The organism is Paractinoplanes bogorensis, from assembly GCF_018829635.1.
GTDB lineage: Bacteria > Actinomycetota > Actinomycetes > Mycobacteriales > Micromonosporaceae > Actinoplanes > Actinoplanes bogorensis.
The window spans coordinates 483,506-500,684 of sequence record NZ_JAHKKG010000003.1 but is presented as its reverse complement, the minus strand read 5'-3'; the positions used below and the strand labels follow the sequence as shown (position 1 = coordinate 500,684).

General features: G+C 71.0%; 15 protein-coding genes. 7 read left to right on the top strand and 8 right to left on the bottom strand.

Annotated features, from left to right (window positions below; all coding sequences use genetic code 11):
- Positions 1-86: 86 nt before the first annotated feature.
- Together KOI35_RS10470 and KOI35_RS10465 are read right to left on the bottom strand one after the other, a co-directional pair.
- Positions 87-977: a helix-turn-helix transcriptional regulator gene (locus tag KOI35_RS10470; RefSeq protein ID WP_246612872.1), complete on the bottom strand. Its 891-nt coding sequence runs from the start codon at positions 975-977 to the stop codon at positions 87-89.
- A 43-nt stretch (positions 978-1,020) separates the two neighbouring features.
- Complete coding sequence (locus tag KOI35_RS10465; RefSeq protein ID WP_215785987.1) at positions 1,021-1,746, bottom strand: SDR family NAD(P)-dependent oxidoreductase; 726 nt, start codon at positions 1,744-1,746, stop codon at positions 1,021-1,023.
- A gap of 49 nt (positions 1,747-1,795) precedes the next feature.
- Here KOI35_RS10465 and KOI35_RS10460 point away from each other — a divergent pair, with 49 nt between their 5' ends.
- On the top strand, positions 1,796-2,446 hold the full coding sequence (locus KOI35_RS10460) for an SDR family NAD(P)-dependent oxidoreductase (RefSeq protein ID WP_215785985.1): 651 nt from the start codon (positions 1,796-1,798) through the stop codon (positions 2,444-2,446).
- Here the strand turns inward: KOI35_RS10460 and KOI35_RS10455 are convergent.
- Positions 2,443-3,483, bottom strand: coding sequence for an NAD(P)-dependent alcohol dehydrogenase (locus tag KOI35_RS10455; protein ID WP_215786551.1), 1,041 nt, complete (start codon positions 3,481-3,483; stop codon positions 2,443-2,445). The genes KOI35_RS10460 and KOI35_RS10455 overlap by 4 nt on opposite strands.
- Before the next feature lie 36 nt (positions 3,484-3,519).
- Positions 3,520-4,542 (bottom strand): zinc-dependent alcohol dehydrogenase family protein, encoded by a 1,023-nt coding sequence (locus tag KOI35_RS10450; protein WP_215785983.1) that lies wholly within the window; start codon positions 4,540-4,542, stop codon positions 3,520-3,522.
- A 128-nt stretch (positions 4,543-4,670) separates the two neighbouring features.
- Between KOI35_RS10450 and KOI35_RS10445 the strand changes: the two genes are divergently transcribed.
- Complete coding sequence (locus KOI35_RS10445; protein WP_215785980.1) at positions 4,671-5,045, top strand: DUF2255 family protein; 375 nt, start codon at positions 4,671-4,673, stop codon at positions 5,043-5,045.
- 45 nt (positions 5,046-5,090) lie between these two features.
- On the opposite strand, the gene KOI35_RS10440 is transcribed toward KOI35_RS10445, so the two are convergent.
- Complete coding sequence (locus KOI35_RS10440; protein ID WP_215785979.1) at positions 5,091-6,041, bottom strand: PfkB family carbohydrate kinase; 951 nt, start codon at positions 6,039-6,041, stop codon at positions 5,091-5,093.
- 48 nt (positions 6,042-6,089) lie between these two features.
- Between KOI35_RS10440 and KOI35_RS10435 the strand changes: the two genes are divergently transcribed.
- On the top strand, positions 6,090-6,977 hold the full coding sequence (locus tag KOI35_RS10435) for an NADP-dependent oxidoreductase (RefSeq protein ID WP_215785976.1): 888 nt from the start codon (positions 6,090-6,092) through the stop codon (positions 6,975-6,977).
- A gap of 2 nt (positions 6,978-6,979) precedes the next feature.
- On the opposite strand, the gene KOI35_RS48855 is transcribed toward KOI35_RS10435, so the two are convergent.
- A complete protein-coding gene (locus tag KOI35_RS48855; RefSeq protein ID WP_308120892.1) occupies positions 6,980-7,954 on the bottom strand; it encodes an AraC family transcriptional regulator in 975 nt (324 codons plus the stop codon).
- 119 nt (positions 7,955-8,073) lie between these two features.
- The gene (locus KOI35_RS10425) at positions 8,074-8,949 is read right to left on the bottom strand and encodes a hypothetical protein (RefSeq protein ID WP_215785974.1); all 876 of its coding nucleotides are present in this window, start codon (positions 8,947-8,949) and stop codon (positions 8,074-8,076) included.
- Positions 8,950-9,240: 291 nt separating this feature from the next.
- Here KOI35_RS10425 and KOI35_RS10420 point away from each other — a divergent pair, with 291 nt between their 5' ends.
- From KOI35_RS10420 to KOI35_RS10410, 3 genes are read left to right on the top strand one after another with little or no spacing between them, the layout of a single operon-like run.
- The gene (locus KOI35_RS10420) at positions 9,241-10,584 is read left to right on the top strand and encodes a glycosyltransferase (protein WP_215785973.1); all 1,344 of its coding nucleotides are present in this window, start codon (positions 9,241-9,243) and stop codon (positions 10,582-10,584) included.
- A gap of 18 nt (positions 10,585-10,602) precedes the next feature.
- Positions 10,603-11,763: a non-hydrolyzing UDP-N-acetylglucosamine 2-epimerase gene (wecB, locus tag KOI35_RS10415; protein WP_215785972.1), complete on the top strand. Its 1,161-nt coding sequence runs from the start codon at positions 10,603-10,605 to the stop codon at positions 11,761-11,763.
- Positions 11,763-13,397: a DUF2334 domain-containing protein gene (locus tag KOI35_RS10410; RefSeq protein WP_215785968.1), complete on the top strand. Its 1,635-nt coding sequence runs from the start codon at positions 11,763-11,765 to the stop codon at positions 13,395-13,397. Before wecB ends, KOI35_RS10410 begins: the two co-directional genes overlap by 1 nt.
- Before the next feature lie 92 nt (positions 13,398-13,489).
- On the opposite strand, the gene KOI35_RS10405 is transcribed toward KOI35_RS10410, so the two are convergent.
- Positions 13,490-14,626 carry a glutamate--cysteine ligase gene (locus tag KOI35_RS10405; protein ID WP_215785967.1) on the bottom strand — a complete coding sequence of 379 codons (1,137 nt, stop codon included), beginning with the start codon at positions 14,624-14,626 and terminating at the stop codon, positions 13,490-13,492.
- Positions 14,627-14,708: 82 nt separating this feature from the next.
- On the opposite strand from KOI35_RS10405, the gene KOI35_RS10400 reads away from it, so the two are divergent.
- The gene (locus tag KOI35_RS10400; protein ID WP_215785966.1) at positions 14,709-17,012 is read left to right on the top strand and encodes a putative bifunctional diguanylate cyclase/phosphodiesterase; all 2,304 of its coding nucleotides are present in this window, start codon (positions 14,709-14,711) and stop codon (positions 17,010-17,012) included.
- Positions 17,013-17,179: the final 167 nt, after the last annotated feature.

The window sequence follows — 17,179 nt, the reverse complement described above, 5'->3', positions numbered from 1 at the left end:
GAACCTCCGTGAACTCTGATCAGTAAGGTTTGTTCAGAGTTCCGGCTGGGGCTACGACAGTCAAGGGCATCGATGAATTGGCTCGCCTATCCGCTGATCTCCGCCTGCTCATGGGTCGCGGACCAGGCGGCCAGCAGCTCGAGCCCGTCGCCGGACGGCGTGCCGGGCTCGGCGGAATACGTCACGACGGTCAGCTCGTCGTCGCCGGGCAGTTCGAGCCCCTCGTACGCCACCTCGAGCTCCCCGATCACCGGATGCCGGAACCGCTTGGTGCCGTGCCGGTGCACGAACACGTCTTGCGCCGCCCACCAGCCGCGGAACGGATCGCTGCGCATCGACAGCTCGCCGATCAGCGTCATCAGCCGCTGGTCGTCCGGATGTCGGGCGGCGGCCGTCCGCAGCGCGCCGACCGAGGAGCGCGCTGTGTCGGTCCAGTCGGCGTAGAACGACTGGGCCGCCGGGTCGAGGAAGATGAAGCGCACCGAATTCACCGGCAGCTCGGGGTTCGCGGCCAGCATCGGCGCGTAGAGGGCCCGGGCCAGCGGATTCATCGCGAGGATGTCGTAGCGGTAGTCGCGCAGGAACGCGGGGACGCCGGCCATCGAGTCGAGCACCCGGCGCACCGCGGGCCGGATCACGGGCGGTCCACTGCGACGGGCCCGGGCAGCGGCGCGGGCGCGGGCCGGGACGGGCGCGGCGGTCCGGGCCAGCTGGTGCAGGTGCGCGGTCTCGGTGTCGTCGAGCCGCAAAGCCCGGGCCAGCGCGTCGAGCACGCTTTCGGAGACCCCGCCGAGATTGCCCCGCTCGAGGCGCGTGTAGTACTCGACGCTCACCCCGGCCAGCGCGGCCACCTCACCGCGGCGCAGACCGGCGACGCGACGGGACCCGTACGCCGGAATGCCGGCCTGCTCGGGGCTGATCCGCGCCCGGCGGGACGTGAGGAAGTCGCGCACCTCGCTGCGGTTGTCGATCGCCATGCACCCCAGGTTAGGCCCCTTCACCGCCGTCAGCCTGGCCCTGTCATGACCCCCCAGCGCCGAGGGGCAGCGGCGTGCCGGTCAGCCGTGCGAGCTCGTCCAGCAAGCTCTGCTGGAAAGCGACGTCACGAGCCGCCGGGTGCGGGTCGCGTTGCCGCTGGTGGTACCAGTAGCCGCCGGTAGAAGCCACGGGGGAGGTGACGAGCCACTCCTGAGTCAGATGTCCGAGCCGCAGGTCGTCCGGCGCACCCGGTCCGCCCATCTTCGTCGGCACCCAGCCCGGGTCGACGGCGTTGCTGCGCACCTCGGGCCAGAGCCGCGCCACCGCGAGCGCGAGAGTGGTGACGAACAGCTTGCTGTCGGAATAGGAGCTCCCCGTCCCGACCGCGCTCACGTCGGCGTGCCCGCCGCTCTGCATGCCGCTGGTCAGATAGACGAGCCGGGCCGGGCGGTCGATCAGCGCGGTGAGCAGATAGGGCGCCACGACGTTGACCGCCATGATCGACCGGCCGTGGTAGACGCCCGCGTTGTGGATCACCGCGTCGACCGGTCCGAGCCGGTTGACCTGGTCGGCCACCGAACGCGTCTGCTCCTGGTCGGCCAGATCACCGGTCACGCCGGCGGCACCGAGAGCGAGCAGATCCCGTACGGCGGAAAGCCTCTCCTCGCTCCGCGCATGAACGATCACCTCGTGCCCGTCACCGAGCAGGGTCGCGGCGGTCAGCCGGCCCAGCCCGTCCGCCGAGCCGGTGATGAAGACACGTGTCATGCTCCGATCATCCCCGTACGGTCGAGGACACCGACCCCAGGAGCATGTGATGACCAGCATCGCCATCATCGGCGCCGGACCCGGCCTCGGTCTGGCCGTGGCCCGGCGTTTCGGCCGCGAGGGCTTCTCCGTGGCGCTGATCGCCCGCAGCCGGGACAACCTCGACCGGCTGACCGCCGAGCTGCGCGAGTCGGGTGTCACCGCCGCCGGATTCACGGCCGATGTGCGTGATCCGGCTTCGCTGAGCAACGCGCTCGCCCAAGCGGGGCCGGTCGAGGTGCTGCAGTACAGCCCCAGGCCGGCCCGCGAGTTCATGCTGCCGGTGCTCGACACCACCGCCGGCGACCTGATCGGACCGATCGAGACCAGCGTGTACGGCCCGGTCACGGCGGTCCACCAGGTGCTGCCGGGGATGCGGGCGCTGGGTCGCGGCACGATCGTCCTGGTGAACGGGGCGAGCGCCGTCCGGCCCCGGGCCGCCGTCACCGGCACGTCGGTAGCGTTCGCCGCCGAGTCCGCGTACGCGGAAATGTTGCATGATGCCCTGCGCCCCGAGGGGATCCACGTGGCCCAGGTCATCATCCCGCGCGGCATCGGCGGTGGCGAGCCGTCCCACGAGCCCGGCGTGCTGGCCGATCTGGTGTGGGCGCAGCACGTCGGGCGCGGGGAGTTCCGGACGTTCGCCGCTCCCCTCGATTAGAGGGTGTTGATGTCGATCACGAAGCGGTAGCGCACGTCGGACTTGAGCACCCGGTCGTACGCCGCGTTGACCTCGCCGGCGGTGATCAGCTCGATCTCCGGCGCGATGTCGTGCTCGGCGCAGAAGTCGAGCATCTCCTGGGTCTCGGCGATGCTCCCGATGCCCGACCCGGCGAACGACCGCCGGTTGCCGAACAGGGTGAACACCTGCACCGGCAGCGGTTCGGGCGGCGCTCCGACGCTGACCAGGGTGCCGTCCAGGCGCAGCATCGACAGGTAGGCGTGCATGTCGATCGGCGCGCTGACCGTGTTCACGATCAGGTCGAACGTGTTCCTCAGCTTGTCGAACGTGTCCGGGTCGCTGGTGGCGTAGTAGTGCGCCGCGCCGAAGGCCAGCCCGTCGTCCTTCTTGCCCAGCGTCTGCGACAGCACCGTCACCTCGGCCCCCTTGGCCGCCGCGATCTTGACGGCCATGTGACCCAGTCCGCCCATGCCGACGACGGCGACCCGGGTGCCCGGCCCGGCCTTCCAGTGCGACAGCGGCGAATAGGTGGTGATGCCGGCACAGAGCAGAGGGGCGGCTTTCTCGTACGGGATGGCCTCGGGAACCCGCAGCACGAAGTCCTCGTCGACCACCACGTGGGTCGAATAGCCGCCCTGCGTGATGGTGCCGTCGCGATCGACCGCGGCGTACGTGCCGGTGTTGCCCGGCAGGCAGTACTGCTCCATGCCGGCCCGGCAGTTCTCGCACTCGCGGCACGAGTTGACCATGCAGCCGACACCGACCCGGTCGCCCACGGCGTGCCGGGTGACCTCGGCGCCGACCTCGGCCACCCGGCCGACGATCTCGTGGCCGACGGTGAGCGGGTAGGCCACGTCGCCCCACTCGCCGCGAACCGTGTGGATGTCGGAGTGGCAGATGCCGGCGTACCGGATCTCGATCAGAACATCGCGCGGGCCGACGTCACGGCGCTCGATCGTCGTGCGGACGAGCGAGCCGGTGGCCGAGGGTGCCGCGATGGCGTTGACGGTAAGAATGGTTCTCTCCTACGACGAAGTTCGTGAAACAGGATCTTACGGGCGGAGCAGCGTCTTGACGGCGCGGCGCTCGTCCATCGCGCGGTAGCCGTCGTCGGCCTGCTCCAGCGGCAGCTCGAGGTCGAACACCCGGCCCGGCTCGATGGTGCCGTCGCCGATCAGTTCGATCAGATCGGGCAGGAACCGGCGGACCGGGGCCGGACCGCCGTGCAGGTGCACCAGCGAGAAGAACATCTCCATGCCGGGCAGGTTCACGTCGTGGGTGACGCCGACGTAGCCCACGTGCCCGCCCGGCCGGGTCGAGCGGATCGCCTGCATCATCGACTCCTGGGTGCCGACCGCCTCGATCACCGAGTGCGCGCCCAGTCCGCCGGTCAGCTCCTTGATGCGCGCGACTCCCTCGTCACCGCGTTCGGCAACGATGTCGGTCGCGCCGAAGTCGAGCGCCAGCTTCTGCCGGCTCTCGTGCCGGCTCATCGCGATGACCCGTTCGGCGCCCAGCTGCCTGGCCGCCAGCACGGCGAGCAGCCCGACCGCGCCGTCACCCACCACCGCCACCGTCTTTCCCGGTCCGGCCTCGGCCGCGGTGGCCGCGAACCAGCCGGTGCCGAGCACGTCCGAGGCGGCCAGATAGCTCGGGATCAGTTCGGCCGGGGGTACCTCCGGGGTGGCGACCAGGGTGCCGTCGGCCAGGGGCACCCGCAGGTATTGGGCCTGGGAGCCGAGCGAACCCATCGGCACCCGATGCACGCAACCGGACTGGTAGCCGGCCCGGCAGATCTCGCAGGTGTTGTCGGAGGCCCAGAACGAGCCGACCACGAACTGCCCCGGCCGCACACTGGTCACCTCCGCGCCGACGGCCTCGACGATGCCGACGTACTCATGGCCCATCGGCGCCGGGCCGTCCATCTTCTGGATTCCCCGGTACGGCCACAGGTCCGACCCGCAGACGCAGGTGGCGGACAGCCGGAGGACGGCGTCGGTGGGCTGCTCGATCCGCGGATCCGGCCGGTTCTCGACCCGGACGTCGCCGGGCCCGTGCAGGACAGCTCCACGCATGATGCTTCTCCTCAACAAAATCGTTTCCCGTACGAGCAAAGCGCAGCACCCGATCCCCGGGGAGTTCCTGTCATGGGGTGTACCGGCAGTACCTCCTTCGCCGGTCGGGGCGTGCCTACGTTTGGTGCATGACTTCTTGGGATCCCGGCGAGCTGCGTCGCATCGGTGACGCCGACGAGTTGCAGCTCAGCTCGCGGCGCGCGGACGGCAGCCTGCGCCCGTACGTGACGATCTGGGTGGTCCGCGACGGCGACGCCCTGTACGTCCGCAGCGCCTACGGTTCCGGCAACGGCTGGTACCGGCGGGCGCGTTCCAGCGGCGCCGGCCGGGTGCGAGCGGCCGGCGTCGAGCGCGACGTCACCTTCGCCGACGCCGACCCGTCCACAGGCGCCGGTCTCGACCGCGCCTACCACGGCAAATACGACCGTTACGGCCCGCGCATCGTCGGCTCGGTCGTCGGCCCGGCGGTCGCCGGCCTGACGATCCGCCTGGACCCGGCGTAGCAGGTCGAGCGCGGCCTGCGGCCAGACCCCGGCCGACGTGGTCGCTCACTCGCCGAGCATGCCGCTTCTCAGCGCGGCGAAGCCGTCGTGGCCCGTGTCGCCGGGGTGGCGCAGGCTGTGCCGGGCCAGCCGCAGGCCCAGCGCCACCCCGTCGGCCAGGCGGCCGGGGTCGCGGGCGAGCATCAGCAGCGGCCCGGCCGCGAACACGTCGCCGGCGCCGGTGGCGTCCACGATCTCGCCGGCGGGCAACGGCTCGTGCGCGACGTTGCCGCCGGGGACGATCTCGATGCCGTCCGGGCGTTTGACCAGCATCGTCTCGTCCAGCTCGAGGTGGGCCAGCGCGTCCCGCTCGCGCCGGTTGACCAGCACGTAGTCGGCGAGCCGGAGGATGCCGGCCACGTCCGGGTCGGTCGAGGCGGACCAGACGTGTCCGGGGTCGACCGACACCAGTACGGCCGGGGCAAGCCGCTTGACGTCGGCCAGCACGGCCCGGAGCAGGGCGGGACTGCGGTCGTCGAAGAAGGACGTGACGTGGATCAGGCGGCTCCGCGTGAGATAGGGCACCACGCCGTCGAGCGTCAGGTGGCGGTTAGCTCCCGCGTGCGTGATGAGAGTCCGCTCGCCGTCGTTGAGCAGCGAGACGCAGACGCCGCCCAGGTGTTCGTCGTCGCGGCGGACGAACTGGCGGTCGACACCGAGTTCGTCGAGCCGGTCGAGCACCGAGAAGCCGGGCGCGGCCGGACGCCCGGCCACGCCGACGTAGCCCAGGCGCAGGCCTGACCCCGTACGGGAAAGGGCGTTGATGGAGTTGAAGGCCGACCCGCCGAACGCGATCGCCGGCCGGGCCACCCGCACCTCGTCGAGCAGCGCCGACATGATCGCCGGATCGTCGACGCGATGCTCGATGCCCGGCTCCCAGCGCGCCGCCACCCCCGCGACCGAGGCCGAGTCGACGATGAGGTCGAGGTTGAGCGCGCCGATGCCGACGATGTCCATCGTCACAGGATCCCTCGGCTCGGCCGGGCGCGGCATAGTGTCCGTCCTATGACCAGAGCGGTTGTCCTCGACGGCTACGGGCCGCCCGAGATGTTGCGCCTCGCCGACGTCGACGTGCCCGCGCCGGGCCCCGGGCAGATCCGGGTCGCGGTGCGGTTCGCGGGGGTCGGGCCGACCGATCTGGCGATCCGGGCCGGGCATCTGCAAGCGGTGTTTCCGGCCACATCCGGCACGGTGCTGGGGTTCGAGGCGGCGGGCGTCGTCGAGAGCACCGGCCCCGATGTGACCGATGTCGCGGCCGGGGACGAGGTGGCGGTTCTGCTGCCGCGTCTCGGGGGTTACGCCGAACTGGCCGTCGCCGACTACTGGGTGCGCAAACCGGCCACGGTGGCCTGGGCCGACGCCGCGGCTCTGCCCGCGTCGGGCGAGGCGGCCGTACGGGTCGTCGACGAGCTCGCCGTCCGTCCGGGCGAGACGATGCTGCTGCTGGGCGGGGCCGGTTCGGTCGGCCTGATCGCGACCCAGCTCGCCGTGGCCCGCGGGGTGAAAGTCGTTTCCGCCGTACGCCCGTCCGACTTCGCGCTCGTCGGTCCGCTCGGGGCGACACCGGTCGACTACGCCGATCCGTTCGCGCACCCGGCGGATGCGGTGTTCGACGCCTCCGGGCGCAGCGACCTCGCCGCCGCGGTGGCGCTCGCCGGTGGGCCGCGACGGGTCATCACCCTGTCCGACCCGCGCGGTCCGCAACTGGGCGTGACCCTGTCGAACATCGTCGCGGCGGGTGTCGTCCCCGCGCTGCGGTCGGTGATGGACCGGCTGGCGTCCGGCGAGCTGACCCTGCGCCCGCAGGTGGTGGCACCGCTGAGCGAGGCGGCCACGGTGCACGCCCGGCTCGAACGTGGTGAACTGCGCGACAAGGTGCTGCTGGAAGTCTGATCCTAGGCGCGCGGGCGGCTGCCGAGAGTACGGCTCGGCAGCTCGCCGAATTCGTCGCGGTATTCGCCCGCGAAACGGCTCAGATTGCCGAAACCCCAGCGCCGCGCGGTCGCCGCCACGGTCGTATTGTCTCCGGGAACGGCGGCCCGCAGATCGACCCGTACGTGCTGAAGCCGCACGCGCCGCAAATAGGCCATCGGGGTGGTGCCGAGGTGCCGCCGGAACGCGAGTTGAAGGGCCCGCACGCCCACCCCACTGGCGGCCGCGACGTCGGACAGGCGTAATGGCTGATCAGCGTTCGCCTCGATACACGCCTGAGCCCGGCGAACGACCGCGGGCGTTGTTCGGCCGGCCGGCGGAAAGCGGGCCGCGGTCATTGTCGTGTTCGGGAAGACGGCGAGCGCCCCGGCCCCGACGAAGCGCAGCATCTGCTCGGCCAGCAGCGCCGGCAGGACCAGACCGGGCACGGCCAGCTGGCGGGTGACGCCGGCCACGACGGCCGACCAGTACCGTCCCATCCCCGGCGATACCGGGGCGAGCGACGTGAAATCCGGTTCCAGGCCGGTGGTTTCGGCGGCCAGTTCCCGGATGACGTCCATCGGCACCCGCACGTCGGCCAGCGCGGGCCCGTGGCCGTCGCCGGTGCAGGCGGCCCCGATCGGGTAGAGGAACGCGTCGTCGCGGGCCAGCCGGGCCTCCTGCCGGCCCGACCGCAGGCGCACCGTACCGTCCAGGATCACGCCGCCGAGCAGGTAGTCGATCGGGTCGCCGGTGGAGAGATACCGCACACCGGAGGCGTGTGCGATATCGGCGCCGAATTCCCCGACCGTTGCGCTGCGGAAACGAAATTTCACTTCGCGCGGATTGTCGAAGGTGATTTTCGCCTGATGTGGCGCAATCCCGTTGGCGAATTCCGCGGCGACCTCGGAGTCGCTAGTTTCGAGGGCGATTGACTCGACCTCAATGGACGGTTGCACTGAAAAGGGACACCCTGCCTGGAACGGAATGGAACGTCGCCCAACATATCAGCGGAAACGCCGGCGAACCACTTACGTTTTCCGGTCAGACATAGACGATTACGTTCGCATTCGCAACCTCAGACGCCGTTCGCGCGCAGGGTCGCGACGGCCTGCACGGTGGCGTAGCCGCGCCATTCCAGGGCGGCCGCCGGGCCGCGCGGGGCGAAGCTGATGGCCCAGCCACCGTCCGGCTGTTGCGTGCCGGCGAGGCGCTCGAGATCGGCGGCGATGGCGCCGGCGTGGAAGAAGGCGCGGGACGGCGCGCCCGGATGCGGGGTGAAGTCGAGCGGGTGCAGCACCTCGCCCTCGGCGCCGCCCGCGACCGGCGTGGGCCCGTCGACGCGTACGAGCTGAGCGGTCTTCTCCAGCAGCGGCATCGCGCGCGGATCACTCTCGGCGACGGCGTCCAGGAACTGCATGACGAACATCAGCTCGTGCGCGGCCGGTTCCGGGCCCATCCGTTCGATCGCGTCGAGGCAGTAGGTGGTGGCCGCGGCCAGCCAGGGGTGCCGGGCGATCTCGGCGTGATGCCGGGCCAGGCGGTGCGCCTGCGCGGCCAGCTGGCTGGTCATCTGCAGGGACGAGGCGGCCGGGTCGGCCGAGGCCCAGTGCCCGGCGCTGCCCTCGGTGTCGGAGTAGGGCAGCGCGAACGGGACCCCGCCGTCGGGCCGGCTGATCGCGGCGAGCCAGTCGCACAACCCGGGACCGCGGCCGCCGGTGTCGCCGACCTCGGCCAGCACTTCGAGGGCGTGCATGGCGGCCACGGGCTGACTGGTCGCGGAGCGCAGGTCGGGCTCCAGGGCCCAGCCGTACCCGCCGCCGGGATTGCCGAAGCCGTCGAGGGCGGCGAGCACCCCGTCGGCCGGGTCGTCGCCGAGCAGGCGGGACAGGCGACGGCGCTCGAGCGTACGGGCGTGGGTCGTCACGAAGTCGGTGGCGGCGTGGAAGTCCATGACAGCCACGCTAAGTGAAACCGCACCGGCACCGCAGTCCGGAACGCGAACAACACGCGGAGTGACATCGTGGCCCGCCGCCGGCTGGCTCTAACTTCGCGGAGAACGCCCGGTTTCGACCCTAAACATCTGCCTGAGATGTCTGAGTTAGGCCGTTTGGACGAGTTGCTGTGACGCTCGGTCAACCGACCTTGTTTCACGCTGCGTCACTTCGTATTGTCCAGATGTGCCCGAAACGCGGTCTTCCGCAGACGGGCGACATCACAACGAGTGACAAGGTGGAGGTGACCGATGACGGCAGGATGGTTCGTCCTCGTCGCCGGTTACGCGGTCATGCTGTCCTGGCCGATCTCGACGGTCGCGCTGGTGACGCTGGCGGTCCGCTACGTGGCCTCCCGCCGCCGGGACGTGGTGGCCAGGTCGCTGCGCAACGGCGACGGCACCCCCGAGCACTTCTGGATCATCGTGCCGGCGCTGAACGAAGAGGTCGTCGTCGGCAACACGGTCAAGGCCGCGCTCGGACTGAGCGGCCCCGGTAACACGCTGGCCCGCGTGCTGGTCGTCGACGACGGTTCGGACGACGGCACCCCGGACGTGCTGGCCGCGATCGACCACCCCCGCCTGCACGTCATGCGCCGCGAACTGCCGGAGGCCCGCAAGGGCAAGGGCGAGGCGCTCAACGCCGCCTACCGCTACATCGCCGAGCAGACCGCGCAGGCCGGCATCAGCCCGGACAAGGTCGTCCTCGGCATCATCGACGGCGACGGCCAGGGCAGCCGCAACATCCTGCTCGAGGTGTCCCGGATGCTGCGCGACACGGCCATCGGCGCGGTGCAGGTGCAGGTCCGCATCCGCAACCGCAACAAGCTCCTCGGCGCAGTGCAGGATCTGGAGTTCGCGACGATCGTGAACGCCTGCCAGACGCTGCGCGACCGGCTCGACACCGTCGGCCTCGGCGGCAACGGCCAGTTCACCCGGCTGTCGGCGCTGCTGGCCCTGGGCGACGCGCCCTGGTCGGCCTGCCTGGTCGAGGACCTCGAGCTGGGCCTGCGGATGCACCTGGACGGCGTCGGCATCCGCTACACCTCGCACGCCTCGGTCACCCAGCAGGCCGTGGTCGACGTCCGCCGGCTGACCCGGCAGCGCACCCGCTGGGCCCAGGGCAACCTGCAGTGCGCCCGCTACCTGCGCTCGCTGGTCACCTCGAAGCGGATCGGCCTGACCTCGCTGGCCGAGGTGCTGCACTACCTGTTCTCCCCGTGGATCAACGCGCTGGTCACGGTCTTCATGACCGCGGCGGTCGCGGTCGCCGCGGCCGGCCTGGCCCTCGGCCACCCGTTCCCGTTCCTGCCGCGGTGGCACGACCTGCTGGCCAGTGCCGGCGTCTGGCTCGGCGTCACCTGGTTCCCCGGCTTCGTCTGGGCGCTGGTGCACCGCTACCGGCTCCGCGACGAGACCGTCCGGCGGCTCTTCATCGCCGCCCTGGCCTACCCCGCGTTCCTGCTCCTCGGTCTCGTCGCCACCTACCGGGCCATCGCCCGCCAGGCCACCGGCCGCCAGGCCTGGGCCAAGACCGAACGTCTCGCCGAAGAAGAACTCCCCGCTCCCGCACCTGATCTGGCTCTGGCCGCTTAGAAACAGGAGACCCCCCACATGTCGCTCCCCGAAGTCCACCTGATCGGCGGCACCCGCCCCGAGGCCGTCAAGCTCGCCCCCGTCGTCACCGCCATGCGCGAGCAGGGCCTGGTCGAGCCGGTGCTGCTGGCCAGCGGTCAGCACCCGACGATGGTCACCCAGTCGCTGGCCGCGTTCGGCCTGACCCCCGACATCACGCTCACCGTCGAGCGGACCACCGGCAGCCAGGCCGAGCTGTTCACCGAGATGGTGCGCCAGCTCGACGCGCTCTGGGAGGTCCGCCCGCCGGCCGCCGTGATCGTGCAGGGTGACACCACGACGAGCCTGGCCGGGGCACTGGCCGCGTTCTGGCGACGGATTCCGGTCGTACACCTGGAAGCCGGTCTCCGCTCGGGCGACATCGAGTCACCGTTCCCCGAGGAGGCCAACCGCAAGCTGGTCGCCCAGATCGCGTCGCTGCACCTGGCGCCGACCCCGCTCGCCGCGATGAACCTGCTCGACGAGAACGTGTCCGGCGAGGACGTCTTCGTCACCGGCAACACCGTGGTCGACGCGACGCTGGCGGTGGCGGGGCGGATGCTCCCGTACGAGAACCAGGCCGTCGCCGCCGCACGCACCGGCAGCACCAACCGCCTCGTGCTGGTCACCGCCCACCGCCGCGAATCGTGGGGCGCGCCGCTCGACCGGATCCTGGCCGGCGTCCGCGAGCTGGTCGTCAAGTACCCGGACATCGACGTGATCCTGCCCAGCCACCCCAACCCGGCCGTCCGGGCCCAGGTCGAGGCGGGCCTGGCCGGGATGCCGCGGGTGACCGTGACCGACCCGCTGCCCTACCCCGACCTGTCCCGCTTGCTGTCCGAGGCCTACCTGGTGCTCACCGACTCCGGCGGCATCCAGGAGGAGGCGCCCTCGTTCGGCGTCCCGGCCCTGGTGCTGCGGGACGTCACCGAGCGTGTCGAGTCGCTCGAGGCCGGCTGCGCCAAGCTGGTCGGTTCGGACACCGCGGTGATCGTGGCCGAAGCGTCCGCCCTGCTCGACGACCGGGCCCGCCGCGACGCGATGACGGCCGGCGGGAACCCGTACGGGGACGGCCTGGCCGCCGCCCGCACCGCGCACGCCACCGCCGCCCTGCTCGACCTCACCAGCTCCCCCGTTGCCATGATCGGAGTGTCCCGCTGATGCGTTTCACCAAGCCCCTCCTCTCGGCCGGCGTCGCCGTCGTGGCGCTCGGAGCCTTCGCCGTCAACTCGATGGGCGCCGAGGCCGCGGTCAAGCCCGTCGCCGCCGCCGTCGTCACCGCGCTGCCGGCCGCCAAGTCCGGCAAGGCCGCCCCCGGCGGTGGCACCGCCAAGACCCTGATCATGTACGACACCACCAGCGAGTACGGCTGGCTGGGTGAGGTCTACGCGACCCAGACGGCCAACCTGACCTCGCACTTCGGTACGTGGACGGCCGCGCCGGTCGGCTCGTACAAGGCCGGCGACCTGAACGCCTACACGGCCGTGGTCTACGTCGGCTCCACCTACGACGAGCCGATCCCGGCCGCGTTCCTCACTGACGTCGCCGCCACGACCAAGCCGGTCACCTGGATCTACGACAACATCTGGCAGCTGACCGCGACCGGTTCGTTCGCCGTCGACCACGGCTTCACCAGCGGCGGGTTCGACTTCGCGGACGTCACCGAGGTCGACTACAAGAACGCCAAGCTGACCCGCGACCACCTGAACAAGTCCGGCATCATGAACCTGTCGATCACCGACGCGTCGAAGGTCAAGACCCTGGCTTCCGCCGTACGCCCGGACGGGTCGACCTTCCCGTGGGCGATCACGTCGGGCAACTTCACCTACGTCGGCGAGATCCCGTTCTCGTACGTCACCCACGACGACCGCTACCTGGCGTTCGCCGACCTGCTGTTCGACTCGCTCGGCACCACCGGCGTGGCCCGCGAGCAGCACCGCGCCCTGGTCCGCATCGAGGACGTCGGCCCCGACTCCGACCCGGCCGAGCTCAAGGCGGTCGCCGACTACCTGTCGTCGCAGTCCGTGCCGTTCACCGTCGCCGTCTACCCGCGTTACCGCGACCCCAAGGGTGTCAACAACGGCGGCAAGGCGCAGGACTACACGCTGCTGAACAAGCCGAAGGTCGTCGCCGCGCTGAAGTACATGCAGAGCAAGGGCGGCACGCTGCTCATGCACGGCTACACGCACCAGTACGGCAACGTCGCCAACCCGTACGACGGGGTCAGCGCCAACGACTTCGAGTTCTACATGGCCCACGTGGACAGCGCGAACAACGTGATCTACGACGGCCCGGTGCCCGGCGACTCGGCGGCCTGGACGACCAGCCGCGTGGTGGCCTCGGGCCTGGTCTTCGCGGCGGCCGGCCTCGGCACCCCGACCATCTTCGAGTTCCCGCACTACGCCGGCAGCGCGGTCGACTACCAGACGATCAACTCGATCTTCGGCCTGCGCTACGACCGTGGTCTCTACTTCCCCGGCGTGCTCACCGGGGCCAAGTACGACTACAGCCGGCAGTTCGGCCAGTTCTTCCCGTACGTGGTCCGCGACGTCTACGGTTCGGTCGTCATCCCCGAGAACATCGGCAACGTCGAGCCCGAGTCGTTCAACAACCACCCGGCCCGCCTGCCGAGCGACCTGCTCGCTTCGGCCGAGCGCAACCTGGTCGTCCGCGACGGCGTCGCCAGCTTCTTCTACCACCCCTACCTGGGGACCGACTACCTCAAGCAGGTCGTCACCGGCGTGAAGTCCGAGGGCTACTCCTTTGTCTCCGCGAACTCGATGATCGGCCGGTAGTCCCCGAACCGAGGGGTACTCCCTTGTCTCCGCGAACTCGATGATCGGCCGGTAGTCCCCGATCTGAAGAAGAATTTTCGCCGCCCGCGCTTTTATGCGCGGGCGGCGTTTTCGCGTAGCTCCCGGACCAGCGACGACACCACGGCCTTGAGGCTGCCGTCGTTGGCCGCGGCGACCCGTAACTGACGCTGGTAGCTGGCGCCGCCTTCGATGATCACGCGCAGGTCGTCGAGCTCGCCGGCGCAGCCCAGGTCGGCGGCGATCGGCTCGAGGGCCGGCCGCAGCTCGGCCAGGTCGTCGGTGACCAGCCGCTCGTCGCCGACCGCGTTCTGGATGATGATGGCGTCCATGCCGTAGCGGGCGGCCCGCCACTTGTTCTCGCGCACGAACCACGGTTGCAGCCTCGGCACCTCGCGGCCGGCGTCCAGCTCGCGCGAGAAGTGCTCGGCCAGGCACTGGGTGAGGGCGGCGAGCGCGCCGATCTCGCGAGCGGTCGAGATGCCGTCGAACGCCCGGACCTCGACCGTGCCCCACTTCGGGGCGGGCCGGATGTCCCAGCGCAGCTCGGTCAGCTCCTCGACGACGCCGACGTGCCGCAGGTCGGCCACCATCGCCTCGAACTGGGCCCAGTCGGTGAACTGCGGCGGCAGACCGGCCGTCGGCAACTGCTGGAACATCAGCGCCCGGTTCGACGCGTAGCCGGTGTTCTCCCCCGCCCAGAACGGGCTCGATGCGCTCAACGCCTGGAAGTGCGGCAGATAGGTCATCAGGCCGTCGACGATCGGGAAGACCTTGCGCCGGTCCTCCACGGCGACGTGCACGTGGACGCCCCAGATCATCATCTGCCGGCCCCACCAGCGAGTGCGGTCGATCAGCGTGTCGTAGCGGGGCTTACCCGGGGTGACCTGCTGCTGGAACCACTGGCTGAACGGGTGGGTGCCGGACGAGACGAGGTCGACACCCAGCGGCTCGGCCACCGCGCCGACCCGCTCGACCAGCCCGGTGAGGTCGGCCACGGCGTCCGCGACCCGCTCATGCGGCGCGCTGACCAGCTCGATCGTGTTGGTGAGAAGCTCGGTCGTCACGTGCGGGAAGCCCTCGGTGCGGCCCAGCCGGGCCAGCAGCTCGGGGGCGGCGGGCGACAGCTCACCGCTGCGCCGGTCGACGCACGCGAGCTCCCATTCGATCCCGAGACGCGACCTGTGCGACCGGGCGAAATCGATATGCATGCAGTGTCTTTCGCGCTCGCGGACCGTGCCGCTCATCCTATTACGCCCTTAGTGCGGCCGGATCGATGCCGAACAGAAGGGGGTGACGGTCAGCTCGCCTCCCCGGCGCTCCGGCATCCGGCTCGGTGCCGCGGCGATGGTGGCCGGCGTCGTGGTGCTGCAGGTGCTCGCGGTGCTGTTGCCCGCCGAGCGGCAGATGTTGACGGCGGCGACCCTGGGTCCCCTGAACCTGGTCGGTGCGATCTTCGCGTTGCGGGCCGCGCGGGGCGGCGATCGAGCCGCGTGGCGCCTGGTGGCCGCGGGCAACGTGCTCGCGGCGGCGACGAACGCGGCCATGGGCGAGGCCACGAGCTCGGGCCGGGCGTATTGGTTCTGGGTGGGGTCGGTCTGCGGCATGGCCATGTACGCGACGTTCGCTCTGGCGGCGCTGGCGTTCCCGGCGCAGCGGCTGCGCGGCTGGCAGCGGGCCGGGCTGGCCGGTGAGGCGACGGCCGTGCTGGGCTGCGGCTTCATGTACGTCTGGGACTTCGTGCTGCAATCACGGATCGTCACCACCCACGACTGGTCGCGCTGGCCGCTGACGATCGCCTTCCCGCTCGGTGACCTGCTGCTGCTGATCGGCGTCTCAGCCGTGGTGCTGCGGGGCGGGCTCAACCGGCGTACGCGTCCGGTGGCCCTCTTCACCGGCGGGCTGAGCCTGTTCCTGATCTCCGACGCGTTGTTCAGCGCGATCGGCGACGACGGCAACCACGCCACCGGCCCCCTGCACGCCACCATCAGCAACGTCGTGGCGATGACCTGCATCATGCTCGCCGCGATGTGGCAGAGCGGGCTGGCCGGGCGGCCCGCCGCGGACACCGTCGCGCACCGCCCGTGGGCTCCGGCCTGGTTCTCCTACCTGCCGTACGGCGCGGTCGCCGCGGGCCTGGCCCTGCTGGTCGCGGTCACCGTCCGGGACGGCCAGATCACCACCTGGGGCGGCCTGGTGCTCGGCCTGGCCGTGGTCACCGCGGGCGTCGCCGTCCGCCAGATCGTCTCGCTGCACGACAGCCGCCAGCACGAGACCGCCGACCCGCTGACCGGCCTGACCAACCGGGTCGGCCTGCACCGGCGGCTCAGCCAGGCGCTGCGCCGGGGCGAGCCGGTGGCGCTGCTGCTGATCGACCTCGACGGGTTCAAGGCGGTCAACGACACCTACGGCCACAACACCGGCGACCTGCTGCTGCTCGAGTTCGCGGCCACGCTGCGCAGCAGCATCCGCAGCACCGACGTGGCCTGCCGGATCGGCGGGGACGAGTTCGTGGTGCTGCAGCACGACGTGACCACCGAAGCCGACACGGTGGCCCTGGCCCGCCGCATCCTGGCCACGGCGGCCGACAACCCGGTCCGGGTCGGCGAGAGCACCGTCACCGCCCGGGCCAGCATCGGCGCGGCTCTCGCTCTCGCCGATGTCGGTGAAACCGCCGACGACCTCCGCCACCGCGCCGACGTCGCGATGTATCAGGCCAAGCGGGCCGGCCAGCACGACCTGGTCATCTACCGGCCCGGCATGCTCGACCGCCGGGCCGACGACGACGCGCTGGGCCAGGACCTGGAGAACGCGGTCGCCAGCGGCCAGCTGCGGGTCCTCTACCAGCCGATGATCGACCTGGCCACGGGCCACCCGATCGGCGCCGAGGCCCTGGTCCGCTGGCACCACCCGCTGCGCGGCATCGTCGCCCCGCTCGACTTCATCCCGATCGCCGAACGCACCGGCACGATCAACGGCGTCGGCCTGTACGTGCTCGAACAGGCCTGCCGCGAGGCGCACGGCTGGCCCGGCGACGCGTACGCGAGCGTCAACCTCTCGGCCCGGCAACTGCAGGACACCGGCCTGGTCGCCGCGGTCCTCGGCGTGCTCGACCGCACCGGCCTGCCCCCGCACCGCCTGGTCCTGGAGATCACCGAGTCGGCCATCGTGGACGACCGCGTCGCGATCCCCGCCCTGGAAACCCTGCGCGCCCACGGCATCCGCATCGCAATCGACGACTTCGGCACCGGATACTCGTCCCTGCAATACCTGAGCCGCCTACCGGTCGACATCCTGAAGATCGACCGCAGCTTCGTCGCCGAGCTCGACAACACCAGCAAGGGCTCGGCCATCACCGAGGCGGTGATCAGCCTGGCCCGGATCCTCGACCTGACCACGGTGGCCGAGGGCATCGAAACGGCCGACCAGGCGGCCGAACTGCAGCGGCTGGGCTGTCACACCGGGCAGGGTTTCCTGTACGCAAAACCGCTGGCCGCGCCCGACGTCCTCGAATACGTGACCCACCACACGGCGGCGGCGACCAGCTCCGCTTCCGCTTCCACCTCTGCCTCCGCCTCCGCCTCCGCTGACGCATAGCTCGGTTCGGCCGCGCTCGGCGGTCGCCTCTTCGTCGCGGTCGGCGGTCGGCCGCTCTCGGCGGTCGGCCGCTCTCGGCGCTCAGCCACTCCCGGCGCTCAGCCACTCCCGGCGCTCAGCCACTCCCGGCGCTCAGCCACTCCCGGCGCTCAGCCACTCCCGGCGCT

Excerpts from the sequence above, each read along its gene's own strand:
- KOI35_RS10470 (WP_246612872.1), bottom strand. The coding sequence starts at position 977 with ATGGCGATCGACAACCGCAGCGAGGTGCGCGACTTCCTCACGTCCCGC.
- KOI35_RS10465 (WP_215785987.1), bottom strand. The coding sequence starts at position 1,746 with ATGACACGTGTCTTCATCACCGGCTCGGCGGACGGGCTGGGCCGGCTG.
- KOI35_RS10460 (WP_215785985.1), top strand. The coding sequence starts at position 1,796 with ATGACCAGCATCGCCATCATCGGCGCCGGACCCGGCCTCGGTCTGGCC.
- KOI35_RS10450 (WP_215785983.1), bottom strand. The coding sequence starts at position 4,542 with ATGCGTGGAGCTGTCCTGCACGGGCCCGGCGACGTCCGGGTCGAGAAC.
- KOI35_RS10445 (WP_215785980.1), top strand. The coding sequence starts at position 4,671 with ATGACTTCTTGGGATCCCGGCGAGCTGCGTCGCATCGGTGACGCCGAC.
- KOI35_RS10440 (WP_215785979.1), bottom strand. The coding sequence starts at position 6,041 with ATGGACATCGTCGGCATCGGCGCGCTCAACCTCGACCTCATCGTCGAC.
- KOI35_RS10435 (WP_215785976.1), top strand. The coding sequence starts at position 6,090 with ATGACCAGAGCGGTTGTCCTCGACGGCTACGGGCCGCCCGAGATGTTG.
- KOI35_RS10425 (WP_215785974.1), bottom strand. The coding sequence starts at position 8,949 with ATGGACTTCCACGCCGCCACCGACTTCGTGACGACCCACGCCCGTACG.
- KOI35_RS10420 (WP_215785973.1), top strand. The coding sequence starts at position 9,241 with ATGACGGCAGGATGGTTCGTCCTCGTCGCCGGTTACGCGGTCATGCTG.
- wecB (WP_215785972.1), top strand. The coding sequence starts at position 10,603 with ATGTCGCTCCCCGAAGTCCACCTGATCGGCGGCACCCGCCCCGAGGCC.
- KOI35_RS10410 (WP_215785968.1), top strand. The coding sequence starts at position 11,763 with ATGCGTTTCACCAAGCCCCTCCTCTCGGCCGGCGTCGCCGTCGTGGCG.
- KOI35_RS10405 (WP_215785967.1), bottom strand. The coding sequence starts at position 14,626 with ATGCATATCGATTTCGCCCGGTCGCACAGGTCGCGTCTCGGGATCGAA.